The sequence below is a fragment of the Geodermatophilus sp. SYSU D00708 genome (assembly GCF_054050115.1).
The window spans coordinates 120,044-144,040 of sequence record NZ_JBJGYS010000007.1 but is presented as its reverse complement, the minus strand read 5'-3'; the positions used below and the strand labels follow the sequence as shown (position 1 = coordinate 144,040).

27 protein-coding genes are annotated in these 23,997 nt (G+C 75.8%); 16 read left to right on the top strand and 11 right to left on the bottom strand.

Features of this window, described 5'->3' with window-relative positions; all coding sequences use genetic code 11:
* Positions 1-71: 71 nt before the first annotated feature.
* The 6 genes from ACI79D_RS08710 to ACI79D_RS08685 all read right to left on the bottom strand — a co-directional run bounded on the left by ACI79D_RS08710 (position 72) and on the right by ACI79D_RS08685 (position 4,562).
* Complete coding sequence (locus tag ACI79D_RS08710) at positions 72-1,451, bottom strand: MBL fold metallo-hydrolase (protein ID WP_456917972.1); 1,380 nt, start codon at positions 1,449-1,451, stop codon at positions 72-74.
* 58 nt (positions 1,452-1,509) lie between these two features.
* Positions 1,510-1,821: a rhodanese-like domain-containing protein gene (locus tag ACI79D_RS08705; RefSeq protein WP_456917971.1), complete on the bottom strand. Its 312-nt coding sequence runs from the start codon at positions 1,819-1,821 to the stop codon at positions 1,510-1,512.
* Between the two features lie 21 nt (positions 1,822-1,842).
* The gene (locus tag ACI79D_RS08700) at positions 1,843-2,118 is read right to left on the bottom strand and encodes a metal-sensitive transcriptional regulator (RefSeq protein WP_456918008.1); all 276 of its coding nucleotides are present in this window, start codon (positions 2,116-2,118) and stop codon (positions 1,843-1,845) included.
* A 162-nt stretch (positions 2,119-2,280) separates the two neighbouring features.
* Complete coding sequence (locus tag ACI79D_RS08695) at positions 2,281-2,763, bottom strand: DUF1707 SHOCT-like domain-containing protein (protein WP_456917970.1); 483 nt, start codon at positions 2,761-2,763, stop codon at positions 2,281-2,283.
* Between the two features lie 90 nt (positions 2,764-2,853).
* Positions 2,854-3,333, bottom strand: a complete 480-nt coding sequence (locus ACI79D_RS08690; protein ID WP_456917969.1) for a pyridoxamine 5'-phosphate oxidase family protein — start codon at positions 3,331-3,333, stop codon at positions 2,854-2,856.
* 65 nt (positions 3,334-3,398) lie between these two features.
* On the bottom strand, positions 3,399-4,562 hold the full coding sequence (locus ACI79D_RS08685) for an acyl-CoA dehydrogenase family protein (RefSeq protein ID WP_456917968.1): 1,164 nt from the start codon (positions 4,560-4,562) through the stop codon (positions 3,399-3,401).
* 84 nt (positions 4,563-4,646) lie between these two features.
* Between ACI79D_RS08685 and ACI79D_RS08680 the strand changes: the two genes are divergently transcribed.
* The 8 genes from ACI79D_RS08680 (at position 4,647) to ACI79D_RS08645 (ending at position 9,980) form a co-directional block, all read left to right on the top strand.
* A complete protein-coding gene (locus ACI79D_RS08680; protein ID WP_456917967.1) occupies positions 4,647-5,246 on the top strand; it encodes a TetR/AcrR family transcriptional regulator in 600 nt (199 codons plus the stop codon).
* A 10-nt stretch (positions 5,247-5,256) separates the two neighbouring features.
* The gene (locus tag ACI79D_RS08675) at positions 5,257-5,736 is read left to right on the top strand and encodes a GNAT family N-acetyltransferase (protein ID WP_456917966.1); all 480 of its coding nucleotides are present in this window, start codon (positions 5,257-5,259) and stop codon (positions 5,734-5,736) included.
* Positions 5,737-5,786: 50 nt separating this feature from the next.
* A complete protein-coding gene (locus ACI79D_RS08670; protein WP_456917965.1) occupies positions 5,787-5,963 on the top strand; it encodes a hypothetical protein in 177 nt (58 codons plus the stop codon).
* A gap of 45 nt (positions 5,964-6,008) precedes the next feature.
* Entirely contained in the window at positions 6,009-6,932 is a 924-nt protein-coding gene (locus ACI79D_RS08665) for an aldose epimerase family protein (RefSeq protein WP_456917964.1), read from the top strand.
* A gap of 1 nt (position 6,933) precedes the next feature.
* Positions 6,934-7,653: an MOSC domain-containing protein gene (locus tag ACI79D_RS08660; RefSeq protein WP_456917963.1), complete on the top strand. Its 720-nt coding sequence runs from the start codon at positions 6,934-6,936 to the stop codon at positions 7,651-7,653.
* A gap of 61 nt (positions 7,654-7,714) precedes the next feature.
* On the top strand, positions 7,715-7,975 hold the full coding sequence (locus tag ACI79D_RS08655) for an RNA-binding S4 domain-containing protein (RefSeq protein WP_456917962.1): 261 nt from the start codon (positions 7,715-7,717) through the stop codon (positions 7,973-7,975).
* 41 nt (positions 7,976-8,016) lie between these two features.
* Entirely contained in the window at positions 8,017-9,207 is a 1,191-nt protein-coding gene (locus ACI79D_RS08650) for a pyridoxal phosphate-dependent aminotransferase (protein ID WP_456917961.1), read from the top strand.
* On the top strand, positions 9,204-9,980 hold the full coding sequence (locus ACI79D_RS08645; protein WP_456917960.1) for a nitrilase-related carbon-nitrogen hydrolase: 777 nt from the start codon (positions 9,204-9,206) through the stop codon (positions 9,978-9,980). The genes ACI79D_RS08650 and ACI79D_RS08645 overlap by 4 nt, the downstream gene beginning before the upstream one ends.
* Positions 9,981-10,013: 33 nt before the next feature.
* Here the strand turns inward: ACI79D_RS08645 and ACI79D_RS08640 are convergent, their stop codons facing one another.
* Positions 10,014-11,150, bottom strand: coding sequence for a YsnF/AvaK domain-containing protein (locus ACI79D_RS08640; protein WP_456917959.1), 1,137 nt, complete (start codon positions 11,148-11,150; stop codon positions 10,014-10,016).
* A gap of 143 nt (positions 11,151-11,293) precedes the next feature.
* On the opposite strand from ACI79D_RS08640, the gene ACI79D_RS08635 reads away from it, so the two are divergent.
* Both ACI79D_RS08635 and ACI79D_RS08630 read left to right on the top strand, forming a co-directional pair.
* Complete coding sequence (locus ACI79D_RS08635) at positions 11,294-12,907, top strand: CYTH and CHAD domain-containing protein (RefSeq protein ID WP_456917958.1); 1,614 nt, start codon at positions 11,294-11,296, stop codon at positions 12,905-12,907.
* Between the two features lie 48 nt (positions 12,908-12,955).
* Positions 12,956-14,170 (top strand): metallophosphoesterase, encoded by a 1,215-nt coding sequence (locus ACI79D_RS08630; RefSeq protein ID WP_456917957.1) that lies wholly within the window; start codon positions 12,956-12,958, stop codon positions 14,168-14,170.
* A gap of 4 nt (positions 14,171-14,174) precedes the next feature.
* Here ACI79D_RS08630 and ACI79D_RS08625 read toward each other — a convergent pair whose 3' ends face one another.
* Positions 14,175-14,747, bottom strand: a complete 573-nt coding sequence (locus ACI79D_RS08625; RefSeq protein WP_456917956.1) for a TetR/AcrR family transcriptional regulator — start codon at positions 14,745-14,747, stop codon at positions 14,175-14,177.
* 105 nt (positions 14,748-14,852) lie between these two features.
* On the opposite strand from ACI79D_RS08625, the gene ACI79D_RS08620 reads away from it, so the two are divergent.
* The 4 genes from ACI79D_RS08620 to ACI79D_RS08605 all read left to right on the top strand — a co-directional run bounded on the left by ACI79D_RS08620 (position 14,853) and on the right by ACI79D_RS08605 (position 16,920).
* Complete coding sequence (locus ACI79D_RS08620; protein WP_456917955.1) at positions 14,853-15,116, top strand: DUF167 domain-containing protein; 264 nt, start codon at positions 14,853-14,855, stop codon at positions 15,114-15,116.
* A 51-nt stretch (positions 15,117-15,167) separates the two neighbouring features.
* The gene (locus ACI79D_RS08615; RefSeq protein ID WP_456917954.1) at positions 15,168-15,908 is read left to right on the top strand and encodes a GntR family transcriptional regulator; all 741 of its coding nucleotides are present in this window, start codon (positions 15,168-15,170) and stop codon (positions 15,906-15,908) included.
* 34 nt (positions 15,909-15,942) lie between these two features.
* Complete coding sequence (locus ACI79D_RS08610) at positions 15,943-16,410, top strand: SRPBCC family protein (RefSeq protein ID WP_456917953.1); 468 nt, start codon at positions 15,943-15,945, stop codon at positions 16,408-16,410.
* A gap of 240 nt (positions 16,411-16,650) precedes the next feature.
* Positions 16,651-16,920: a GlsB/YeaQ/YmgE family stress response membrane protein gene (locus ACI79D_RS08605; RefSeq protein ID WP_456917952.1), complete on the top strand. Its 270-nt coding sequence runs from the start codon at positions 16,651-16,653 to the stop codon at positions 16,918-16,920.
* A gap of 25 nt (positions 16,921-16,945) precedes the next feature.
* On the opposite strand, the gene ACI79D_RS08600 is transcribed toward ACI79D_RS08605, so the two are convergent.
* Entirely contained in the window at positions 16,946-17,584 is a 639-nt protein-coding gene (locus tag ACI79D_RS08600) for an MBL fold metallo-hydrolase (RefSeq protein WP_456917951.1), read from the bottom strand.
* Between the two features lie 117 nt (positions 17,585-17,701).
* On the opposite strand from ACI79D_RS08600, the gene ACI79D_RS08595 reads away from it, so the two are divergent.
* On the top strand, positions 17,702-17,932 hold the full coding sequence (locus ACI79D_RS08595; protein ID WP_456917950.1) for a hypothetical protein: 231 nt from the start codon (positions 17,702-17,704) through the stop codon (positions 17,930-17,932).
* Between the two features lie 70 nt (positions 17,933-18,002).
* On the opposite strand, the gene ACI79D_RS08590 is transcribed toward ACI79D_RS08595, so the two are convergent.
* A complete protein-coding gene (locus tag ACI79D_RS08590; protein ID WP_456917949.1) occupies positions 18,003-20,567 on the bottom strand; it encodes a LuxR C-terminal-related transcriptional regulator in 2,565 nt (854 codons plus the stop codon).
* The gene (locus ACI79D_RS08585; RefSeq protein ID WP_456917948.1) at positions 20,564-22,501 is read right to left on the bottom strand and encodes an Hsp70 family protein; all 1,938 of its coding nucleotides are present in this window, start codon (positions 22,499-22,501) and stop codon (positions 20,564-20,566) included. Before ACI79D_RS08585 ends, ACI79D_RS08590 begins: the two co-directional genes overlap by 4 nt.
* Positions 22,502-22,795: 294 nt before the next feature.
* On the opposite strand from ACI79D_RS08585, the gene ACI79D_RS08580 reads away from it, so the two are divergent.
* The gene (locus ACI79D_RS08580; RefSeq protein ID WP_456917947.1) at positions 22,796-23,941 is read left to right on the top strand and encodes an IniB N-terminal domain-containing protein; all 1,146 of its coding nucleotides are present in this window, start codon (positions 22,796-22,798) and stop codon (positions 23,939-23,941) included.
* Positions 23,942-23,997 lie beyond the last annotated feature (56 nt).

The window sequence follows — 23,997 nt, the reverse complement described above, 5'->3', positions numbered from 1 at the left end:
TGCTGCGGGCAGGCGGAAGGCGGCGGCCACCGGCCTGGGGGCCCCCGGTGGCCGCCGGCGTCTGGGAAGGCTCAGACGGTGGCGGGCTGGGCGTGCAGGCCGACGGCGGCCGCGCCGGTGTCGGGGTCGCCATAGCCGCCGTTGACCAGCACCGGCCGGCGGCCGGCGCGGGCGAGCAGCGAGGCGGCGATCGAGGCGCGGTAGCCCGACCCGCAGTACACCCACACGTCGCCGGCGGGGACCTCGTCGAGGCGGTCGGCCAGTGCGTGGATCGGGATGTGCCGGGAGCCGCGCACTCCGCCGCCGGCGCGCTCGTCGTCGCGGCGGGCGTCGAGGACCACCAGGTCGGGGTCGGCCGCGATCGCCGCGGCCAGGCCGGCGAAGTCGCTGACCGGGTAGGAGGTCAGCTCCCGGCCGGGGACCAGGGCCTCGGGGCTGCCGATCGCGGCGCCGGCGAGCCGGTCGATGCCGATGCGGACCAGTTCGCGGCGGGCGTCGGCGACCTGCTGCTCGGTCTCCCCGATCAGGGTCAGCGGCGCACCCCACGGGATGAGCCAGCCGACGTAGGTGACGAAGTTGGCGATGGCCAGTTCGAAGTTCAGCGCGCCGGGCAGGTGGCCGGCGGCGAATGCGGTGCGGCTGCGCAGGTCGATCACCCACTCGCCGGCGGCCAGCCGGTCGGCGAGCTCGGCGGGGTCGACCAGCCGCGGCATGGACAGGTCCACCGGTGCGGGGCCGGCGGCGTTGCCCGGGCCCATGTGGCTGTACCAGGCGGGGATCGCGGTCAGCCCGGCGATCAGCTGGTCGACGAACGTCTGCTCGTCCTGGGTCAGCGCGGGGTTCACCCGCGCCTGCTCACCGACGGTGGAAGACTCCCCGCTGGTCGGGGTGGCCGCGCAGAACGAGCCGAACCCGTGGCTGGGGAACACCGGGGTACCGGCGGGCAGTTCGTCGACCAGCCGCCGCACCGAGTGGTACTGGGCGTGGGTGAGCTCGTCGGTGTGCTCGGCGCCGACCAGGTCGGTGCGGCCGGTCGCGCCGTAGAGCATCGAGCCGCCGGTGAACACCGCCTGCACCGTGCCGTCGGCGTCGGTGAGCACGTAGCTGACGTGGTGGTGGGTGTGCCCGGGGGTGTGCATCACCCGCAGCCGCATCGGGCCGGCGGCGAGCACGTCGCCGTCGGCTGCTGGCAGCCGGTCGTAGGCGACGGTGTCCCCGGCGGGGACGGCGTAGTCCGCGCCGACGGTGCGGGCCAGCTCCAGCCCGCCCGTCAGGTAGTCGTTGTGGAGGTGGCTCTCGGCCACCAGTGCGATGCGGACGTCCCGCTTCTCGGCCAGCGCCAGCACCCGGTCGATGTCGCGCTGCGGGTCGATGACCACGCCGACGCCGCCGGCGCTGACCAGGTAGCTGCGGTCGCCGAGGCCGGTGGTTTCGATGACGTCGATCTGCACGAAGAGCTCCTAAGTACGGTACGGGGCAGGGGTATATGCGGCCGAAATGGGGACGAGGTCAGCCGGTGGCGACCGGTCGTCCCTCGGTGGTCCAGGCGGTCATGCCGCCGGCGAGGTTGGCGACGTCGTAGCCCTGGTCGGCGAGGAACTGCGCGGCCTGGGAGCTGCGTCCGCCGCTGCGGCAGACGGTGACGACCGGGCGACCGCGGTCGAGCTCGAAGGTGCGAGCGGCCAGTTGACCCAGCGGGATGTGGGTACTGCCTGCGATGCGGCCCTCGGTGACCTCGTCGGCCTCGCGGACGTCGAGCAGAACCGCCTCGGTGCGGTCGGCGGCCTGGGCGGGGGTGAGCTGGGGGATCTGCGGGTTCATGAGTGCTCCGGAGGTCGTTGGTCAGGCGAGGGTCAGGAAGAGGCGCTCGAGCTCGCGCAGATCGACCTCACGGGTCTCGCCGTCCTCGGAGGTCGAGCAGTGGCGCATCCCGGTGGAGATGACCGCGAATCCGGCCTTGCTCAGCGCCTTTGACGCCGCCGCCAGCTGGGTGACCACGGCCGAGCAGTCCCGGCCGTCCTCGATCATCTTCACGATGCCGCCGATCTGCCCCTCGATCCGGCGGAGGCGCTTGACGACGTCGGCGAGTTCGCCCTGGGGGATGTCCACGTCGTCCATCATGGATACCCCCCGGGGTATATGCAACCGGGCGGGACGGTGATGGCCCCCACGTCCTCCTCGACCGTCGGTCGTGGCCCGTGTCGTACGCGCCACCGCATGGTGTTGCGGTGCCCACCGCCGGGGCGAACCCCCAGCCCTCCGGCGAGGCCCGCCAGCCGGTCAGTGCAGCCGGCGCCGTCGGCCGTCGTCCCCGCGGCCCGTGATCGACTGCGCCAGCAGCACCGCGCCCCACGGGCCGATCACCCAGACCGGCCACGGGTAGAGCAGGTCGCCGGCCGCGATCGAGGTGGCCAGCCAGATGGTGATCACGATGACGGCGGTGCCCAGCCAGCTCGCCCACGCCGCCCGTCGGCTGTCCCCGCCGGCCCAGCCGCCCCAGGCCGAACCGGCGCCGCAGATCCCCGTCGCGCCGGAGTGGACGGCGGGGGTGGCGGCAGCCGGGGACGTCGGCGGAGTCGGCTTCGGCACCGGCAGGTCGGCGGTGATCTCCGCCAGCTCGCCGTAGGTGCGGGCGGCGTAGGTGCGGGCCAGGCGCTCGTCGTACTCGGCGACGGTCAGCCGGCCGGCGGACATGTGCTCGCCCAGCTGGTCGGCGACAGCTGCGCGGTCGGTGTCGGCGGCGCGCAGGTGCGGGTCGGGCATCGGGGACCTTCCTGGAACGGGGAGTCCAGTCTCGACCGGGACGGGACCCCCGGTCCACTGACGTTCGTCATGGCTTGCCCGTGGAAGAGGTCATGTGCGCTCGGTCCGCGTCAGCCCCCTGCCCGGCCGCCACGAGGAGATGACCAGCGCCGTCTTCTCGTCGTTGAGGGCGGTGAGCACCACCTGGTCGAGGTCGACGCGGAAGAGGTCGTAGTCGACCGACTCCTCCGGCACGCCCGCCGCGGCCGCGTACCGACGCCGCTCCCCGGGCTCGGTCACCTCGGTCGCGCGCCCGGAGAGCTTGGCGTCGGCGGTGAAGGTGTCGGGCTCGTCGCTGCCGGAGTGCAGCGCGAACCGCGGGTCGCGGCGCAGGTCGGCGAACTTCACCGACCCGGGCATGCCGGCCAGCCACGGCTCGCCGGCCACGAACTGCATCTCGATGCCGCTCACCCGCGGTGAGCCGTCGGCGCGCAGCGTGGCGAGGACCTTGTGCCGGTGCGCGTCGAACGCCGCCCGCACCCGCGCGGCGAACTCCGGTTCGGCTGCTGCCACGTCCGCGAACGAGCCCATGGGCGCGATCGTGCACCCGGCCACCGACGGATCGGACCCCCGCTGCGCCGGGGGAGGCGACGGCGTCAGTGCGCGGCGGGGGTGCCCTCGGAGGCCAGGTGCCGGCCGATGACCATCCGCTGGATCTGGTTGGTGCCCTCGAAGATCTGCATCACCTTCGCCTCGCGCATGAACCGCTCGGCGGGGTGGTCGCGGGTGTAGCCGGCCCCGCCGAGCACCTGGACGGCGTCGGTGGTCACCTTCATCGCGGCGTCGGTGGCCACGAGCTTGGCGATGCTGGCCTGCCGCGCGTAGGGCTTGCCGGCGTCCTTGCGGCGCGCGGCCACCAGGTAGGTGGCGCGGGCGGACTCGACCGCGGCGGCCATGTCGGCCAGCAGGAAGGCCACGCCCTGGTGCTCGACGATCGGCCGCCCGAACGTCTCCCGTTCCCGGGCGTAGGCCACCGCCACGTCCAGCGCCGACTGGGCCAGCCCGACGGCGACCGCGCTCACCCCGAGGCGGCCGGAGTCCAGGGCGGCCAGCGCGATGCCCAGTCCGTGGCCGGGCTCCCCGACCAGCCGGTCGGCCGGGACGACGACGTCGTCCAGCCGGATCGCGGCGGTCGTCGACGCGGTCAGCCCCATCTTCTCCTCGGGCCGCGCCGCGGACAGGCCGGCGAGGTCGGGGGTCAGGTGGAAGCAGGAGATGGCGCGCGCACCGTCGTCCGGCGTCCGCAGGAACGTGGAGTAGAAGTCCGCGTGCCCGCCGTGGGTGACCCAGGCCTTCTCGCCGGTCGCCAGCCAGCCGGAGTCGGTGGCCTTCGCGCTCGCCCGCATCGCGCGGGGGTCGGAGCCGGCGTGGGCCTCCGAGAGGCAGTACGCGCCGAGCAGTTCGCCGCCGACCATCGCGGGCAGCAGGTCGCGGCGCTGCGCCTCGCTGCCGAACCGGTCGACCGGGAAGCAGGCGAGGGTGTGCACGCTGACGCCGAGGGCGACGCTGGCCCAGCGCGCGGCGAGCTCCTCGACGACCTGCAGGTAGACGGCGTAGGGCTGGCCGCCGCCGCCGACGTCCTCCCCGAACGGCAGGCCGAGCAGGCCGGCCTCGCCGAGCAGGCGGAAGGCCTCGCGGGGGAAGCGCTCCTCGCGTTCGTACTGCGCGGCCTTCGGGGCCAGCTCCGCGTCGGCGATCTCGCGGGTGAGGGCGAGGAGGTCGGCGGCCTCCTCGGTGGGCAGTTCACGGTCGACCCGCACGGCATCTCCTCGTCGAGACAGTACCGGCGACGATACCGCAGTACTGTTTTCGGTCCAGGGGGATGCTGGTCCGCCGGAGGTGCCATGACGACGACCGTCCCGCCGTCCGAGGCCGGGGGCGCACGGCTGACCCGGCGACAGGCCGAGCTGCTCGACCAGCTCGAGGCGCTCTTCCTGGCCGAGGGCTTCAGCGGCTTCACCCTCGAGGACCTCGCCGTCCGGCTGCACTGCTCCAAGAGCACGCTCTACGCCCTGGCGGAGAGCAAGGAGCAGCTCGCCGCCCGCGTGATCCGGCACTTCTTCCGGAAGGCCACCGCCGAGGTCGAGGCGCGCACGGCGACCGAGGGCGACCCCGCGCTGCGGGTGACCGCCTACCTGACCGCCGTCGCGCGGGCCCTGGCGCCGGCCGGGCCGGCGTTCTACCGGGACCTGGACTCCTTCGCGCCCGGGCGGGCGGTCTACGAGCAGAACACCGCTCGGGCCGCCGAGCGGGTGCGGGAGCTGATCGCCGAGGGGGTGGCCCGGGGCCGCTTCCGCGAGGTGCACCCGGCACTGGTCGCCGACACGGTCAGCACGCTGGTGTTCCGGATCGGCCGCGGCGACACCGCCCGCGCCACGGGATTGGACGACGCCGCCGCCTACCGCGAGCTGGCCGCCCTCCTGCTGCACGGCATCAGCCTGTGATCATGAGGCGGTGACCGCCTCCGCCTGTTCCGTCGTCGCCGCCGCCTGGGACGACCCGGAGGTCCGCGCCCTCACCACGGCGCAGCAGGCCGAGCTGCGGGCGCGCTACGACGGGGCCGGGGAGCCTGGGACGCCGCCGTCGTCCGCCGACGTCAGCGTCGTCCTCGTGGCCCGCGACGCCGACGGGACGGCGATCGGGTGCGGCGCGCTGCGGGCGCTGGAGCCCGGGGTCGCCGAGGTCAAGCGGATGTACGTGGTGCCGTCGGCGCGCGGCCGCGGCGTGTCCCGCCGGGTGCTCGCCGCCCTGGAGGCCGCGGCGCTGGAGCGGGGCTGGACCACCCTGCGGTTGGAGACCGGTCCGCGGCAGCCGGAGGCCGTCGGGCTGTACGAGAGCGCCGGGTACCGGGCGATCCCGGCGTTCGGCGGGTACGTCGACGAGCCCGATGCCGGCTGCTCCCTGTACTACGAGCGGGTGCTCGGCCCGGCGTGACCCGGGCGTGAACCCGATCCGCCACGCCGGACACCCGGATCGCCGACCAGGTGACCATCCAGGAGCTGCCGGGCCGGGTGGCGCTCGCGGACGGCGGGTCGGACCCTGACCGGTGGCTGGTCACCGGACAGCTCCCCGGCGGGCCGTTCTTCCAGCTGGTCGCCCCGCAGGTGCTGACCCGGGAGCAGGTGCTCGAGATGGCCGAGCAGGTGACCTACACGCCCTGAGCGGTCCGGCTGACCGCCGCGGTCCCGGTGTGGTGGGCTGGCGGCATGACGATGGTGCCGCCGCAGACCGCCTGGCCGCCGACCGACCCGGTCGACGTCGACCTGGTCGCCGGGGACGCCCGCCTCGCCGTCGACCTGCGCGGCGGCGGCCTGCGGGCCCTGACGGTCGGCGGCTGGGCGGTGCTCGACGGCTACCCCACCGGCACCGTGCCCGCCGGCCGCCGTGGCGGGGTGCTGCTGCCCTGGCCCAACCGGCTGCGCGACGGCCGCTGGGCGTGGGCCGGCCGGGAGCTCCAGCTCGACGTCGCCGCCCCGGGCAAGCCGGCCGCGCACGGGCTGGTCTCCTGGCAGCCGTTCGCGGTGCTGTCCCGCTTCTCCGACGCGGTCACCGTCGGCACCGTGGTCGAGCCGCGGCCGGGCTACCCGTTCCGGCTGGCCGCCGCGATCGACTACGCGCTGCGGCCGGACCGGCTCACCGTGACCGTGCGGGTGCGCAACGCCGGCAGGGAGCCCGCGCCGTTCGGTGTCGGCATGCACCCCTACCTCGCCGTCGGCGCCACCGAGGACGGCGGGATCGCCGACGCCGAGCTGACCGTGCCGGCGCGGACCGCGCTGGCCACCGACGGCGGCCTGCCGACGGGGGACCGGGCGCCCTTCGACGGCGCCGTCGGCCGGATCGGGGACCGCGCGATCGACACCCCGCTCACCGACCTGGTCCGCGACGACGACGGCTGGGCGCGGGTGCGACTGGCCGGCCCCGCCGGCCGGGTCGAGCTCGCCGTCGACGGTTCGTGGCCCTGGCTGCAGGTCTACACGGGGGACACGCTGCCCGAGGGGCAGCGGCGGCGCAGCGTCGCGGTCGAGCCGATGACCTGCCCGCCCAACGCGCTGGCCGACGGCGTCGACCTCGTCGTCCTCGACCCCGGGACGGCGTGGGCGGGCAGCTGGACGCTCGGTTGGGAGGGCTGAGGTGCAGGTCGCGGAGTTGTGGCGGTACCCGGTCAAGTCCCTGCAGGGGGAGCGGCTGGCCGGGGTGGACGTCGGCGCCGAGGGGCTGGCCGGTGACCGGCAGTGGGCGCTGTTCGACGTCGACAGCGGCCTGGGCCTCACCGCCCGGCGGGTGCCCGACCTGCTGTTCGCCTCCGGCCGGCTGCATGCCGACGGCGGGGTGGACATCGTGCTGCCGGACGGCACGGTCACCGCCGACGACGCCGTCCTGTCGAGGTGGCTGGGCCGACCGGTGGAGCTGCGCGCCGCCGCGGACGCGCCGGAGGAGCGCCGCTACGAGAACCCCGCCGAGGTGGGGGAGGACGACGAGTACGACTGGGACGCCTTCACCGGCGCCCGCGGGGCGTTCCACGACAGCTCCCGCACCCGCGTCTCGCTGGTGTCCACCGGGACGCTGGGCACCTGGGACCGGCGCCGGTTCCGCGCCAACGTCGTCCTCACCGGCGAGGGGGAGGACGCCCTGGTCGGGGGCCGGGTGCGACTGGGCGGGGCCGAGCTGGACGTCGTCAAGCAGATCGACCGGTGCGTGATGGTGACCCGCCCGCAGCCCGGCGGGATCGGCCGGGACAACGGCGTGCTCAAGACGGTGCACCGCGAGCGCGGCGGCGCGCTGGCGATCGGCGCGCTGGTGGTGCGGCCCGGCCGGGTGGCCGTGGGCGACGAGCTCACCGCCGCCGGCTGAGGTCTCCTCGTCGGTGCTCGTGCTCTGCCCGCCACAGTGGGCAGAGCACGAGCGTGCGCAGGTGCCGAGTGCCGCCCTCGACGACGCGATGGTCGAGGATGGCCGGGTGCGCACCGTCGACCTGCGTCCCGGCGAGGACTCCATCCGCCTCGGCCAGCTGCTCAAGCTGGTCGACGCCGTCCCGACCGGCGCGCAGGTGAAGGACGTCCTGCTCACCGGCACCGTGCGGGTCAACGGCGAGCCCGAGGAGCGCCGCGGCCGGCAGCTGCGCACGGGCGACGTCGTGGCGATCGAGGGTATGGAGGACGTCCGCATCGGCTGATCGGCGTTCCACGTGGAACGTCGTCTGCCAGGCTGAGGGGCATGACCCGCGCGCCGTACCTGTCGGCCCGCCTGCAGGGCTTCGGGACGACGATCTTCGCCGAGATGAGCGCCCTCGCCGTCGCCACCGGATCGATCAACCTCGGCCAGGGGTTCCCCGACTACCCCGGCCCGCCCGAGGTGCTGGAGGTGGCCCGCGCCGCGATCGGCACCCCGCACGACCAGTACCCGCCCGGGCCGGGCATCCCGGTGTTGCGCGAGGCGATCGCCGCGCACGGGAAGCGGTTCGGCGGCCACGCGTACGACCCGGCCGACGAGGTGCTGGTCACCGCGGGCGCCACGGAGGCGCTCACCGCGGCGCTGCTGGCCCTGCTCGAGCCCGGCGACGAGGTCGTCCTCTTCGAGCCGATGTACGACAGCTATCCCGCGGGCATCGCCATGGCCGGCGGCGTGGCACGGCCGGTGCCGCTGCGGCCCCCGGCGTCCGGCGCGGGCCCGTGGACCTTCGACCCCGCCGAGCTGCGGGCCGCGGTGACGCCGCGGGCGCGGCTGCTGCTGCTCAACACCCCGCACAACCCGACCGGCAAGGTCTTCACGCGGACCGAGCTGGCCACGCTGGCCGCCCTCGCCATGGAGCACGAGCTGCTCGTGCTCACCGACGAGGTCTACGAGCACCTGGTCTTCGCGGGAGCCCGGCACACCTCGATCGCCACGTTCCCCGGCATGCGGGAGCGCACCCTCGTGGTGGGCAGCGCGGGCAAGACGTTCAACGTCACCGGCTGGAAGGTGGGCTGGATCTGCGGTCCGGCCGACCTGGTGGCCGCCGTCCGCACGGCCAAGCAGTTCCTGACCTACGTCAACGGCGGGCCGTTCCAGCCGGCCGTCGCCGCGGGGCTGCAGCTGCCCGACGAGTACTTCACCGGGATCGCCCGCGACCTGGAGTACCGCCGCGACGTGCTGGTCCAGGGGCTCACCGCCGCCGGCCTGCCGGTCGTCCGCCCCGAGGCGACCTACTTCGCCACGGTCGACGTCCGGCCGGTGCAGCCCGACGGCGACGGCGTGGCGTTCTGCCGCTCGCTGCCGCAGCGGGCCGGGGTCGTCGCCATCCCGACCGTGGTGTTCTACGACCCCGCGCACGCGCACCTGGGCCGGCACCTGGTCCGGTTCGCCTTCTGCAAGGGTGACGACGTGCTCGGGGAAGCGGTCGAGCGACTGGGGAGGATGCACCGATGAGGATCGCGGCGGTCCAGCACGACATCGTCTGGGAGGACCGGGCGGCCAACTTCGCCCGGCTGGCCCCGCAGGTGGCCCGCGCGGTCGGCGCCGGGGCGGAGTTCGTGCTGCTCAGCGAGACGTTCTCCACCGGGTTCACCATGACGCCGGGGATCGGCGAGCCCGAGGGCGGCCCGTCCTCGCAGTGGCTCGCCGAGCAGGCGGCCGAGCACGGCGTGTGGGTGGCCGGCAGCTGCCCGGAGATCTCCACGGACCCCGATGGCGGGACCGAGGCCCTGCCGCACAACTCGCTGGTGCTGGCCGGGCCGGACGGCACGGTGCACCGCTACCGGAAGCTGCACCCGTTCACGCACGGCGGCGAGCACGAGCGGTTCCGGGCCGGCGAGAAGCCGCTGACCGTGGACATCGGCGGGCTGCGGGTCACCCCCTTCATCTGCTACGACCTGCGCTTCGCCGACGTCTTCTGGGCTGCGGCGCAGGACACCGACGTCTACCTGGTGACGGCGAACTGGCCCGCCGCCCGCCGGCACCACTGGCAGACGTTGCTGCAGGCGCGGGCGATCGAGAACCAGGCCTACGTCGTGGGCTGCAACCGGGTGGGCGCCGCCGGCGACGGCACCGAGCACGCCGGCGACAGCCGCATCGTCAGCCCGATGGGGGAGCTGCTGGCCACCGCCGCCGGGGTGGAGACGCTGGTCGTCGCCGACGTCGACGCCGCGGAGGTCGCCGCCGTCCGGGAGCGGCTGCCCTTCCTGGCCGACCGCCGCAGCTGAGCGGAGTGGGACGGCGCGGAGAACGCGCCCCTCTCACTCCACTCGGCCGCGCGGGGGGTCCTGGTCGAGGACGACCTGCTCGCGCTGCACCTGCTCGGTCACCTGCTCCTGGCCGGTGACCACGTCGGTCCGCAGCCGCACCCGCTCCACCGGGACGACCTCGACCGTCACCACCGGGCGCTCGGCGTGCAGCACGATCTCGTCGGGCAGCCCGGACGACGGTCCGCCGCCCGGGACCTCGTCCGGCGCCAAGGACTCCCCGGGCGCCGGGTCGGGGGCGTCGATCGGCACCTGCTCGACCCGGATCTCCTCGCGGCGGATGGGGACGGTGAGGGTCACCTCCTCGGTCACCACGTACTTGACCAGCCGGGCGCGGGTGGTGGCGACCCGCTCGGTGCCCACCCGCAGCTGCTCCTCGCTGCGGGTCATCGCGTTGTCGCCGGCGGCTCCGGCACCGGTCCCAGCGGCGGCTCCAGCCGCGGTCCCCGCAGCGGTCCCCGCAGCGGTCCCCGCGCCGGCCCCCGCAGCGGCTGCCGCGGCCCCGGCGGTCGCACCTCCCCCGCGGGTCCCTGCGGAGCCGGCCTCCACGGCGCCGGCCCCTGCCGAGCCGGCACCTGCGGGCGCCACCTCGGCCACGCGCACGGTGTCCCCGGCGCGCCCGCTCTCCTCGACCCGCACGGTGTCGCCGGCGTGGGCGGTCTGGTCCACCCGCTCGGTCCGCTCGTCCGGCCCGGCGCCGGTCGGCGCGGGTGCCACGTCCTGCGCCGCCCCGGCCCGGGCCTCCGGAGCGGCCGCCGTCCCGGCGTCCGGGCTCCCGGCGTCCCGTGCCCCGCCCTCGACGGCCCCGTCCTCAGCGGCCGCGCTCTCCCCGGAGTAGTGCCGGCGCAGCCGTTCCTCGGCGTCGGGGTCGAGGTGCTCGTCGGAGACGTGCGGCGCGTTGCGGACGGCGTCTCGCGTCACCGGCAACCGCAGGCCGTCGCCGTCGAAGGTGGCCTCCGCCGCCGGGACGACGGAGCGGCGGGTCCCGAACAGGCCGGTGGACACCGCGACCCAGGTCGCCGCCCCCGTGCGGTCGTCGGTGAAGAAGTGCTCGACCGTGCCGATCTTGTGCCCGTCCGGGCCGTAGGCCGTGGCGCCGATCGCCGCCGACAACTCCCGCTCGCTCAACATCTGGGCCGGCTCCCCTCCTGACAGGAGGCCCCGACGGGGCGCTCTCCTCGGCGGGGAGCGTGCCCAGACCGGACCTCCGGCGAACATGGACGAGCACCCGGCGGTGTGCTGACCAGCCCGTACCTGGCCTACCGTGAGCGGTCGTGACCACCGAGCACCTGGAGATCGAGCGCAAGTTCGAGGCCGACGAGGCCTTCGCCCTGCCGAGCCTCGAGGTGGACGGCGTGGCCACGGTCGCAGCGCCGGACGAGCAGGTGCTCGAGGCCACCTACTTCGACACCCCCGACCTCCGGCTGCTGCGCTCCCGGGTCACCCTGCGGCGGCGCACCGGCGGCTCGGACGCCGGCTGGCACGTGAAGCTGCCCGCCTCCGCGGGCGCCCGTCGCGAGCTGCACCAGCCGCTCGGGCGGGCCGGCCGGACGGTGCCCAAGGCCGTCGTCGCGCCGGTCCTGGGCCTGCTCGGGACGGCGTCCCCGGGCCCGGTCGCCACCCTGCGCACCCGCCGCGTCGTGCACCGCCTGCTCGACGGCGAACAGCGCGTGCTGGCCGAGGTCGCCGACGACAGCGTCGTCGGCACCGCCCTGGCGAGGAACGACGGCGAGCCGGCGACGGTCACCACCTGGCGCGAGGTCGAGGTGGAGCTGGTCGACGGCGACGAGGCGCTGCTCGAGGCGGTCACCGAGCGGCTGGTGGCGGCCGGAGCGCGGGTCTCCGAGGTGCCGTCCAAGGTCGGCCGGGTGCTCGACGGCCGCGTCGAGGAGACCCGCAGCGGGGAGGCCGGGGCCGGCGCGGCAGCCGCGGACCAGGACGAGGCCACCACGGGGAAGAAGGGCAAGAAGGGGAAGAAGGCCGCGAAGAAGGCGGCCGAGCAGCAGGGCCCTCCCGCCGGGGACGTCGTCCTCGCCGCGGTGGCCGCCCAGCTGGCCGCGCTGCGCCGGGCCGACCTCGACGTCCGGACCGAGCAGCCCGAGGGCGTGCACGACGTCCGCGTCGCCTGCCGCCGGCTGCGCAGCATCCTCGCCGCCTTCCGGCCCGTGCTGGACCGCGAGCAGACCGACCCCCTGCGCGAGGAGCTGCGCTGGGTGGGCGAGCAGCTGTCCGCCGCCAGGGACGGCGAGGTCGCCCTCCAGCACCTGCGCGAGCTCGTCGACGCGCAGCCGGTGGAGCTGGTCCTCGGGCCGGTCGTCGCCCGCATCCAGCAGACCGCCGTCAAGGACCACGAGGCCGGGTCGCGGAAGGTGTCCCGGGCCCTCACCGACCGCCGCTACCTGCTCCTGCTCGACGCCCTCGACGCCCTGCTGGCCGACCCGCCGGTCACCGACGCCGCCGCGGCCCCGGCGCCGACGGTGCTCGCCGACGCCGTCCGGCGGGCCGGCAAGCGGCTGCGCCGGGCCGTCGCGGTGGCGCAGGACGCCGAGGGTGCCGACCGGGAGCACGCGTTGCACGACGCCCGCAAGGCCGCCAAGCGGGTCCGGTACACCGCCGAGGTGGCCGCGGACGTGCTCGGCGCCCCGACGGCGGAGCTGGTCGACTGCATGAAGCAGGTCCAGGACGTGCTGGGCGCCTCGCAGGACACCGTCGTCACCCGCGAGTACTGCACCCGCCTCGGGCGGGCCGCCTTCGCGGCGGGGGAGAACGCCTGGACCTACGGCCGGCTGCACGGCCTCGAGGAGGCCCGCGCCGCTGCCGCCCAGGCGCAGTTCTGGACGATCGAGCCGACCCTGCGCCGCGCCGTCCGCGCCGCCTCGCGGGCCTGACCGGCACCGGCCCGGCGAGAAGCGAGGCTCCCCCTGTCCCTCATCGGTGTGCTGGGCTTCGGCACGGTCGTGCTGCTGGCCCTCGTCCTCCTGCACGGCTACCTGTGGTGGCGCCTGGTCCGCAGCACCACCCGGCCGGGGCCGGCGCGCCGCCGGCTGACCCTGCTCACCGTCGTCCTCGCCCTCCTGCCGGCCGCGGCGGTGCTCCTCCGCCGCGACGACTCGCCCGCCGCCACGGTGCTCGCCTGGGTCGGGTTCTGCTGGCTGGGGATCGCCTTCTACCTGTTCCTGACGCTGCTGGTCCTCGAGCCGGTGCGCCTGGCGCTGCGCAGGTGGGCCCGCCGGCCGCAGCCGGAAACGGTCCTCGCCGGGACGCCGGCACCCCCACTGCCCGAGGCGCGGGCCGACGACACCGTCGCCGACCCCTCCCGGCGGCTGCTGCTGGCCCGCGGGCTCGCCGCCACCGCCGGGGTCGTGGCCCTCGGGACGGCGGGCACCGGCGCCTACCTGGCCAACTCCGCGCCCGTCGTCCGCCGGGTGCCGGTGACCCTGGCCGGGCTGGACCCGGCGCTGGACGGCCTGCGGATCGTCACCTTCTCCGACGGCCACCTGTCCTCGACGTACGGCGGACGGCGGTTCGAGCGGCTGGTCGAGGTCGTCAACGCGCAGCGCCCGGACGTCGTGGCGATCGTCGGCGACCTGGTCGACGGCGACGTCGCCGAGTTGCGCGAGGACGTCGCCCCGCTGGCCGACCTGGTCAGCGAGCAGGGGGTCTACTTCGTCACCGGCAACCACGAGTACTTCGTCGACACCACCGCCTGGCTGCACCACCTGCCGACCCTGGGCGTGCAGGTGCTCCGCAACGAGCGGGTGGCCATCCGCCGCGGCGGCGCCTCGATCGACCTCGCCGGCATCGACGACCGGACGGCCGCGCGTTCCGGCGTCCCCGGGCACGGCGCGGACCTCGACGCCGCGCTGGACGGCCGGGACGACGCCGTCCCGCTGGTGCTGATGGCCCACCAGCCGTGGATGGTCGACCAGGCCGCCGCCGCCGGTGTGGGGTTGCAGCTGTCCGGCCACACCCACGGCGGCCAGCTGTGGCCGTTCGACTACGCCATCCGGCTCGACCAGCCGGTGGTGGAGGGGCTCGCCCGGTTCGGCGACACCCAGCTCTACGTGACCACCGGCGCCGGCTACTGGGGCCCGCCGATGCGCATCGACGCGCGACCCGAGGTCGCCGTCGTGGAGCTCCGGGCGCCCTGAGGCGTCACAACTCGCGGAGGGCGGCGAGGACCTGCTCTGCGATCTCCTCCAGCGGCACCCGGCCGTCGGCCTCGGCCCAGCGCAGCAGGATCTGGGTGTAGGCCGACAGGCTGGCCGCGACCACCACGTCGGGGAGGCCGGCGGTGGACTCCTCGGCCTTCACCAGCCCGAGCACCATCTCGGCGGTGGCCCGCTCGAAGGTCGCCGCGCGGGTCCGCAGCCCCGGCGTCCGGACGACGATCCGCCACCGCTCGAGGAGGTCCTCGCGCTCGGGCCCCTGGTAGCTGGCCAGCCAGCCCACGATGCCCCGGCGCAGCCGCTCGGCGACGGTCAGCCCCTCGCCCACGGACGGCAGCACCTGCTCGACCTCCTCGGGCGTCGGCATCGGCAGGACGATGTGCTCCTTGCTCGGGAAGTGGTCGTAGAAGGTCGGCACCGAGACGCCCGCGGCGGCCACGATGTGGGCGACGGTGACCTCGTCGTAGCCGTTCTCCCGGAACAACCGCATGGCGCAGGCGTAGATGCGCCGGTGGGTCTCCTGGCGGCGCCGGGTTCGGGCGTCCTGCGACACGGTCACAACCTGCCATCTTCGGTCATCCCGCGCGGCAGATTCGTCGCCCCCACGGTGCTCGTCCCGTCCACGATCTCATCGCCCGGCCGGGGGGGACACTGCGGTGTGCGCGTGACGATCCGAGTGCGCCCCGGTGCGGGCCGGACGGCGGTCGGCGGCGCCCACGACGGTGCGCTCGTCGTCCGGGTGGCGGCCCGGCCGGTGGAGGGCCAGGCCACCGAGGCGGCGCTGGCCGCCGTGGCGACGGCCCTGGGCGTGCGGCGGCGGCAGGTGTCCCTCGTCACCGGGGCGACCAGCCGGACCAAGGTGGTCGAGGTCGAGGGCGCCGACCCCGACCGGCTGGCCGCTCTGCTGGGTGATGACCCGACCGGTTGAGACAGACGTCTCAGACGACCAGACGTCTACCTGTCCAGTACCTTTGCTGTCGTGACCAGTGCCGTGTCGGGACCGAAGTACCTGTCGGTCCGCGAGCACCTGCGCCGCCGGGTGTCCGCGCTCCCCGAGCACACACTGCTCCCGCCCGAACCGGTGCTGTGCGCCGAGTACGGGGTCAGCCGGATCACCCTGCGGCGGGCCGTCGACGGCCTGGTCGCCGACGGTCATCTGGTGCGCGAGCAGGGCCGCGGCACCTACGTCACCCGCCCCGCCATCCGGCACGAGTACCGCGAGAGCTTCGTGCACCGCATCGCCGGCTTCAGCTCGGTGATGACCGAGCAGGGCGCCCAGGTCGGCACCACGGTGCTCACCCAGCGGGTCGTGCCGGTGCAGCCACCGGTCGCGACCGAGCTGGGGCTGGAGCCGGCGACCGACGTGGTCGAGCTGGTCCGGCTGCGCAGCCTCGACGGGGTGCCCAACCACGTGGCGCACAGCTTCATGGCCGCCTCGGCTTATCCGCGCGCAGCCGAGGCGGACTTCAGCGAGGGCTCGCTGTACGACTTCCTGCGGCGCGAGTACTCCGCCGACCTGGCCCACGCGCGGATCGTGGTGGACGTCGGCACGGCGGCGCCGGACGAGGCCGACGTGCTGGGCGTCGTCGCAGGCTCCCCGCTGCTCGTCGTCCGGACGACGGTGCGCGACAGCGCCGGCCAGCCGCAGGTGCACAGCTTCTCGCGCCTGCGGCCGGACGTCAGCCAGGTGGAGTTCGAGGTCTCCGTCGGCGGCCGGTGAGGGCGGAGCCCGGAGCCGACTACCGTCGTCGACGATGACCACCGCCAGCGGCACCCGCGAGGTGCCCTTCGACCGCGCCCAGGTGTGGCGCGCCCTCGCCGTCCTCGCCCCGTACTGCACCGTCTGCGACGTCTCCTACGTCGTCGACGGCTCCGGAGCGCCGGGGGTGGGGACGACGTTCGTCTGCGTGCCGGGGCGGCTGGACGCCGACGCGCAGCCGCCCGCGGGGGCGCCGCGCGGCGAGATCGTCGAGTGGGACCCCGAGCGGACGGTGGCCACCCGCCTGGAGCTCACCCCCGAGACGTGGACGACGCGCATCGACCTGGCCGACGCCGGCCCCGGGGCCACCCGCGTCACGATCACCCTCACCCACGAGCCCCGGTCCGGCGGCCGGCTGGTGCGGCGGCTGCAGCGCGGCGCGGTCCGGCAGATGGTGCAGCGGACCGTCGACGGCGAGCTGGACAAGCTGCCGGCCCACGTCGAGCAGCTGATCGCGGGCTGAGGCGCCGGCGAGCGAGCCGGCGCAGTGTGCGTTCGTGGCCTGTCGTGGCCGCAGGAGCCGCCACGAACGCACATCACCGACCGTCGACCGCCGAGACCGGTCGGGGCACCTGCCTGGACTGATCGGCTGGTCGGTCGCCCGTTCGGGGGAGCGTCAGGTGTGCCGGGGTGATCTTGCGGGTAGCCACCTGCCGACCGGGTGCGCCGACTGGGGCGTGCCCGAGGACGCAAGGAGGAAGACGTGCAGATCCTCGGTCTCATCGTCGTCGGCCTGATCATCGGGGCGCTGGCTCGCCTCATCAAGCCGGGCAAGCAGCGGCTGAGCATCCTGGCGACGCTGCTCCTCGGTGTGGTCGGCGCGCTCATCGGGGGCATCGTGGCCAGCCTGCTGGGCACCGGTGACATCTTCGAGCTGAACGTGCTGGGCTTCATCGTGGCGGTGATCGCCGCCGTGCTGCTCATCGGCGTCGCCGAGGGCCTGTCGGGCGGTCGCAACCGCGCCGTCCGGTGACCCGCGCCGGGGGACCCGGTCGCCATCAGAGGTCGACCGAGTCCCCCGGGGCGAGCCGGCTGTACGGGGTGGGCGTGCCGGGGCCGCGCTCGCCCAGCATGCCGCCGTAGACGCCCAGCCCCGTCTCGTTGAGCAACCCGTCGTGGACGGCGTACGCCTGGTCGGCGTCGACCGCGCGGACGTAGTCGATCACGTCGGAGACCTTCGACCAGGGTGCGTGCACCGGCAGCAGCAGCGTGGGGACCGGCACCTCCGGCACGGTGAGGGCGTCGCCGGGGTGGAAGACCTGGCCGTCGACCAGGAACCCGACGTTGGGGATCCGCGGGATGTCGGGGTGGAGAACCTCGTGCAGCTCCCCGTGCACGGTCACGTCGAAGCCGGCCACCGTGACCGCGTCCCCGTGCCCGACCACGTGCACCCGCCCGCCCAGCCCGTCGAGCTGACCGGCCACCGAGCGGTTGGTCCACACCTCCAGCCCCGGATCGGCGTCCATCGCCGCGCGCAGCGCGTCGGGCGCGAAGTGGTCGAAGTGCTCGTGCGTCACCAGGACGGCGCTGGCCCCCTCGAGGACGGCCGGGTCGGTGAAGGCGCCGGGGTCGATGACCAGCCGGCGCTCCCCCTCGCTGAGGACGACGCAGGCGTGGCCCTGCTTGGTCAGCTCCATGCCCGCATCCTGCCGCGCCTGCTCCCGACCGGCGATCGGGCGTCTGTCTCACCCGTCCGGGGGAGGGGGACCGGCGCAGCCGTATCCCCCGGCGGACGCCGTGCCGACCGTTCTGGCATGCGCTCCTCGACCCTCGCTCCCGCCCCCACCATCGTCCCGGCCCGCAGCCGGGCCCACGGCCCGACGGCCGCTCTGTGGCACGCGGTCGAGCTGCACCGCCCCACCGCCGAGCTCGACGGCGCTTGCGAGCTGACCCTGTGCGGGTCCCTGGCCCGCGTCACCGTCGACGAGCCGTGGCCGACCCCCGCCCGCGACGTCTGCCCCGCCTGCGTCGTCCTCGCTCGCTGATCGGCCCCAGCAGTCGGCCCCCTGCAGGGTCCCGCCGCGAGCCTGCGAGTGGCGGGGGGCAGGGGGTCCTTCACGCCTCGGCGAGCTCCGCACGCAGGCGGGCCAGCAGGTCCGACCGGTTGCTCGCGCCCAGCCGCTGCCGCATCCGGGACACGTGGTGCTCCACCGTCTTCGCCGAGATGTAGAGCCGGCCGCCGATCTCCCGGTAGGTCTGCCCGGCCACGACCAGCCGGGCCACCTCCCGCTCGCGCTCGCTGAGCGCACCCCCGGGGGCCGGCGCGGCAGCACCCTCCCCGGCCGGACGGGGAGCGGGCACCGTGGGCGCGCCCTCGCACCCGGCGCTGTCGGCCAGTGACCGGGCACAGCCCAGCAGCAGCGCCCGGGCCTTCTGGTCGGTGGCCCGCGCCGCGGCCTGACCGGCCAGCCGGGACCCGTCCCAGCCCAGCCCCACCGCGGTGAGCTCCTCGGCCGCGCTCACCACGCCGGCCGCGTCCACGTCGCCGGCCAGCACGCGCATCCAGGTCCGTCCCGCCCGGGCCAGGGTGGCCGCGTAGGGGCTCGTCCTCGACGCCGCGACCAGGGCCGCCGCGTGCGGCCGCAGCCGGTCGGGGTCGTCGGCGAGGATCGCGGCCTGCGCGCCACTCCAGTGCAGCGACGTCGCCCACAGCTGCGGATCGCCCAGCCGCCTCAGCAGCGCCTGCGCCTCGGCCAGGTGCGGGCGGAGCCGGTCGTCGTCCTGCAGCTTGGTCGCGGCCACGACGAGCTCGCCCAGCGGCAGCAGGGTGAACAGGTCCACCGGGTGGCGCACCACCGCCTCGCGCGCCCGAACCCACGCGCGCACCAGCGCCGGCACGTCGCTGCTGCGGCGGGCCAGCCCGACCTCCAGCGCCTGCAGGAACACGTCGTCGCGCGGCTCGAGGGCCGCCGTCCCCTCCCGGGCGGACTCCATGAGCTCGCGGGCCCGGGTCATGCGCCCGCCCAGCATCGCGATCCAGGCCAGCAGCAGCCGGTGCCGCGGCCGGCACGGCGGGCCGCCCAGGTCGGCGTCCACCGCCCGCTGCAGCACCGACTCGGCCACCCCCAGCTCGCCGCTGTGCAGCGCCACCAGCGCGGCCAGGGCGGCGGGGGTGTCCAGCAGCAGCGCCGTGCGCCCCACCGGCTCGAGCAGCGCCGCGGCCCGGGTGAGGGTGGACAGCGCCGCGCTGATGTCGTCGGCGGCGTTCTCGCCGGTCCGCAGCGACTGCGCGATGCCCTGGGCGGTCAGCTCCTCGCTGACCGACAGCATCGTGGGCACCCCGCGCACCGTCCGCGCCTCGGCGAGGACGGCGTCGGCCTCGGCCGGCGCCCCGGTCGCCAGCAGCGCCAGCGCCGCGGCCCCGGCCCGCTCCGGGCCGGCCAGGCGGCACAGGTCGGCCGCCCGGGCGAGCAGTCCGCGCTGCGCCAGCACGGCCGCGGTCACCCCGGCCGCGCGGGCCCGGTCCGGCGCGGCCGGGTCGGCGAGGGCGGTGTCGGCCCACTGCAGGGCGCCGTCGAGGTCCCCGGCGAGCGCGGCGGCCTGGGCGCGACGGGCGGCCAGCCCGGACACCGGAGCGCCGGTCCGCGCGGCCTCGCCCAGGAGCTCCCCGGCCAGCGCGGGGTCCGCGGCCAGCGCGGCCTCCCCGTGCCGTTCCAGCAACCGCGCCGCCCGCGGGTCGCGCACCCGCTCGGCCGCCAGCCGCCGGGCCAGCTCCAGCGGCTCCTCGCCGCGCTCGAGCAGCAGCGCCAGCAGCTGCCGGCGGGTCCGGCGGGTGATGTCGGGCGGCGTGGACGCGAGCAGCACGTGCGCCACGACCGGCACCACCGCTCCTGTCCCCAGCAGCAGCCCGGTGGCCCGCGCGGCGCTGATCAGCTCGGCCGCGTCGAGCGCCGGCACGCCGAGGAGGTCGCCGAGCACCTCGTCGTCCAGCGGAGCGCCGGCGGCGACGGCGTGCAGCAGGGCCCGGGTGCCCTCGTCGACCGACACCAGGCCGGCGCGGGCCCGGTCGGCGACCTCCTCGGGGACCACGAGCCGGGCCGGCTGCCCCGGGGTGGCCGACCCGGGTCCGCGCCGGGCCAGCGACCGCAGCAGGGGGTGGACCAGCGCGGGGAGCCCGCCGGTCTGCGCCAGGACGGCGTCCACCAGCGCCGGGGACACCGCCTGACCCAGGTGCTCCCGCGCCCAGCCGCGCACCTGGGCGCGGTCGGCGTGGCCCACGACGACGGCGCGCCGGTCGGCGCCCAGCTCGGCCAGCAGCGCGGTCAGCGGCCGCGGCCGCGGCCACGGCCGGTAGGCGATCGACACCCGGGCACCGGGGTGCCGCAGCAGGTCGATCAGCCCGGCTGCGGCGGCCTCGGTCAGCCGGTGGGCGTCGTCGACCACGACGGCGAACGCGTCCGGGAGGACGGCGGGATCGGCCGGCGCCGCGTCGAGGACCGGCAGCCCGGCCCGCCGGTGCGCCGCGGCCAGCTCCTCCAGCAGCCGGGTCTTGCCCGTCCCCCCGGGGCCCTGGACGGTCACCGGGACGGCGGACCGGCCGGCGTGCCCGGCCAGCTCGCGGACCACGTCGGGCCCGCAGTCGGCCAGCAGTGTCCCCCCGGCGCCGATGTCGGCGATCACAGGTCCGCCGCCGCGAGCACGATCCCGGCGGGGTCGGGCGCGGGCTCGGGGGCCGGGTCGGGGACGGGGTCGGGAGTGGGGTCGGGCCCGGGTGTGGGGTCGGGCACGGGCTCGGGGTCCGGCACCGGGTCGGGCACCGGGTCCGGGTCGGGCACCGGGTCGGGCTCGGTCACCGGCGCCGGGTCCGTCGGCGGCGTGGTGGTGGGCGGGTCGGTGGTCGGCGGCGTGGTCGTCGGCGGGTTGGTGGTGGGCGGGTCGGTGGTCGGCGGCGTGGTCACCGGCGGCGTCGTCGTGCCCTGGCTCGGCGTGGTGGGCGGCGTGGTGCCGGGCCGGGGCGGGTTCGTCGTCGTCCCGCCGCCGGAGGAGGTGGTCGTGCCGGGCGCCCGCGGGGTGCCGGCCGCGGAGGTGCCCGGAGCGGGCCGGGTGGTGTCCTGCGTGCCCGTGGGAGCGCCGGCGCTCAGCCCGCCGCCCGGGAGCACGCTGCCCGGGTCGGCCGCGGGGGCGCGACCCGTGCCGGCGCCCTGACCGCGGTCCTCGGCGGCGGCCTCGCGGGGCGCCGAGCTGCCGTCGACCGCCGCGCTGCCGGAGGCCACGACCGCCCGGTCCTGCGCGTCGGAGACCACGCTGTCGCTCGGGAGGCTGGTGGGGTCGACGCCGAGCACGCCGGCCAGGGCCGGGGGCAGCACGACCAGGCCGAGGAAGCCCCCGGCCACGACCGCCCCCCGCCGGAGGCGGGAGCTGCGGTGGGTCCGTGCGGGGCGCTGCGTGCCGCCCGGCCGCCGGGGAACCAGCCGGCCCGGGGCGTCCTCCTCGGGGTCGGCGGGCTCCGGCGCGGCGGCGACGGCGCCCCCAGCAGCGGTGGTGTCCCCGGCAGCGGTGGCGAGCAGCTGCACCGCCAGGAGGGCGTCGGCGGCGAGGGCGGCCGCACCGAGGGCCGGCGTGAGGGCGGGGTCGGGCGCGACGACGAGGGGCCGGCCGAGCTCGCCGGAGAGCACCTCGGCGACCAGCGGGACGCGGACCCCGCCGCCGGCCAGCACCACCGCGTCCAGGTCCGCGAGGTCTACCCCGGCGGCCGCGAGGGCCTCGACGACGGCCGACACCGACGCCCGCGTGGGCCCGTCGAGGACCTCGTCGAGCTCCTCGCGGGTGAGCCGGACCGGTCCGTCCGCACCGTCCACCGCCACCAGGACGGTCGTCTCGGTCGACAGGGCCTCCTTGGCCGCGGTGCACGCGGCGCGCAGCGCGCGGCCCGCGACGGCGTCGGCCGGCGTCCCCACGTAGCGGACGACGTGCGCGACGACGGCGTCGTCGACGTCCCGCCCGCCCCAGGGCCGGGGAGCCGGGGGGACCCCCAGGTGGCCGAGCGGCTCGTCGGGGGTGGGGCCCACCACCGCGGTGTCCAGCGTGCTGGCGCCGAGGTCGTAGACGGCCACGGTGGCGTCGGGCCGGAGGTCCCCGCAGGTCACGTGGTGGTGGGCCGCCGCGACCGCGCTCGAGACCAGGGAGAACCGGGGCACGCCGGCGGTCTCGAGCGCGCGGGCGAGCACCGACCGGCGGTGCCCACCCCACGACGGCGGCACCGTGACCACGGTCCAGGAGTCCGGCCGCCCCGCGTGGCGGGCGGCCGCCTCGCGGATGCGCTGCACCGCGCCGGCCGCGAGCTCGGCGGCCCCCACGGGGCGGTCGCCCACGTAGAGGGGAGCGGGGTCGCCGACGCGGGCCAGCACGTGCCCCACGGGGGTCGCGCCCTCGCCCTCGCCGAACGTCACCCGGCCGTCGTCGCCGACGGCCAGCGCCGCCGGCGCCGTGCTGCCGCTCCCCTCGATGACCAGCGTCTCCGCGGTCGCCGCGCCCTCTTCGTCGCTCCCCGACACCGCGGCGGAGATGGCTCCGTCGCCGATGTCGATCCCCAACCCGTACTCGCCGTTGCGCACAGGTGCCCCCTGATCCGCATCGCTCACACCCCGGGGCCACGTCTTCGACCTGCCGGGTCCTGCGAACGTATGGCCCGCTCCACCGTCTGTCCCGCCAGCCACACGCCACGGACGGATGCGGACCGTAAGTGGGGGGCGACACCCCGCAGCCCCTAACGGTCCGTCAACGGACACCCCCTAATCGGGTGACGAGGATGGGGGGATCGGACCCGATGCCGGGGGGCTCCCCGGGAGGTGGACTGCACTCGCCAGCCGGCCGATGGCGGACCGGCCCCAGACCCAGGAGTGCCAGCCATGTCGACTCTCGCCAGCTCGTTGCTCGACTTCATCCTCGACCTGTTCCGCGACCCGGAGAAGGCCGCGGCCTACGAGGAGGACCCCCAGGGCGCGCTCGATGCGGCCGGGCTGACCGACGTCTCCCCGGACGACGTCGCCGACCTGATGCCGATGGTCTCGGACTACTCCACGGTCGGCGGCTGGAACGGCGGCGGCGGGGACTCCTGCGACAGCGACGGGGGCGGCCGGCCGTCGGGCGTCTCCTCGGGCCGCGACCGCGACGAGGACGACGACCGCCCCACCGGCGTCTCCTCCGGTCGGGACGACGACGAGGACGACGACGAGGGCGACGACTCCGGCGACCACGGCCACTCGGGGTCGAGCGGGGGCCACGAGACGGTCGTGATCACCCACCTGCAGGAGATCCAGTACACCAACCACGAGACCCACGTCTCGGTCGACGCCTCGCACAGCATCTGGGTGAGCGGCGACGCGCAGGCGATCTTCGGGGACGACAACGTGCTCGTCGGCGGGGACGGCGTGGCCGCCGGCGGCGACGTCGAGGACGTGGTGAACAACACCGGCGACGGTGTGGCCGTGGGCGGCGACGTGGAGGACTCCGGGATCGAGATCGACAACAGCACCACCGAGAACGAGATCGGTGGTGACGGGATCATCGGGAACGGCAACCACGACAACGAGATCGGCAACTCCGAGACCGACGTCGACGTCGACCTGGAGGACGTGAACGTCAACACCGGCGACGGCGCGCTCGTCGACGAGTCCGAGAACGTCGGCAACGCCACCAACAGCTTCAACGAGGACACCGCGATCGCCGACCGCGGCGGCCAGGTGGGCGACGACGTGGACGTCGAGGTCAACGACTCCTTCAACGACGAGTCGGTGGACGTCGACGTCGAGGACTCCTTCCAGGACAACTCCGACAACTCCGACAACTCCGACAACTCCACGAACTACGACGTCGAGGTCGAGGACTCCTTCCAGGACAACTCCGACAACTCGATCAACGACTCCTTCCAGGCCGACCTCGAGGACTCCTTCACCTCCGAGGACAACGACTTCAACAACAACGACGAGAACGCGTTCGCGGCGGACGAGGCGCTGGCCAACACCGGCCCGGTCGAGGTCGCCGTCGAGGACTGACCCCGACACGCCGACGCACCCGGTCCCGGCTGCCCGCCCAGGGCGTCCGGGACCGG

Excerpts from the sequence above, each read along its gene's own strand:
- ACI79D_RS08705 (WP_456917971.1), bottom strand. The coding sequence starts at position 1,821 with ATGAACCCGCAGATCCCCCAGCTCACCCCCGCCCAGGCCGCCGACCGC.
- ACI79D_RS08700 (WP_456918008.1), bottom strand. The coding sequence starts at position 2,118 with ATGGACGACGTGGACATCCCCCAGGGCGAACTCGCCGACGTCGTCAAG.
- ACI79D_RS08695 (WP_456917970.1), bottom strand. The coding sequence starts at position 2,763 with ATGCCCGACCCGCACCTGCGCGCCGCCGACACCGACCGCGCAGCTGTC.
- ACI79D_RS08690 (WP_456917969.1), bottom strand. The coding sequence starts at position 3,333 with ATGGGCTCGTTCGCGGACGTGGCAGCAGCCGAACCGGAGTTCGCCGCG.
- ACI79D_RS08680 (WP_456917967.1), top strand. The coding sequence starts at position 4,647 with ATGACGACGACCGTCCCGCCGTCCGAGGCCGGGGGCGCACGGCTGACC.
- ACI79D_RS08665 (WP_456917964.1), top strand. The coding sequence starts at position 6,009 with ATGACGATGGTGCCGCCGCAGACCGCCTGGCCGCCGACCGACCCGGTC.
- ACI79D_RS08650 (WP_456917961.1), top strand. The coding sequence starts at position 8,017 with ATGACCCGCGCGCCGTACCTGTCGGCCCGCCTGCAGGGCTTCGGGACG.
- ACI79D_RS08645 (WP_456917960.1), top strand. The coding sequence starts at position 9,204 with ATGAGGATCGCGGCGGTCCAGCACGACATCGTCTGGGAGGACCGGGCG.
- ACI79D_RS08640 (WP_456917959.1), bottom strand. The coding sequence starts at position 11,150 with ATGTTGAGCGAGCGGGAGTTGTCGGCGGCGATCGGCGCCACGGCCTAC.
- ACI79D_RS08610 (WP_456917953.1), top strand. The coding sequence starts at position 15,943 with ATGACCACCGCCAGCGGCACCCGCGAGGTGCCCTTCGACCGCGCCCAG.
- ACI79D_RS08600 (WP_456917951.1), bottom strand. The coding sequence starts at position 17,584 with ATGGAGCTGACCAAGCAGGGCCACGCCTGCGTCGTCCTCAGCGAGGGG.
- ACI79D_RS08595 (WP_456917950.1), top strand. The coding sequence starts at position 17,702 with ATGCGCTCCTCGACCCTCGCTCCCGCCCCCACCATCGTCCCGGCCCGC.
- ACI79D_RS08580 (WP_456917947.1), top strand. The coding sequence starts at position 22,796 with ATGTCGACTCTCGCCAGCTCGTTGCTCGACTTCATCCTCGACCTGTTC.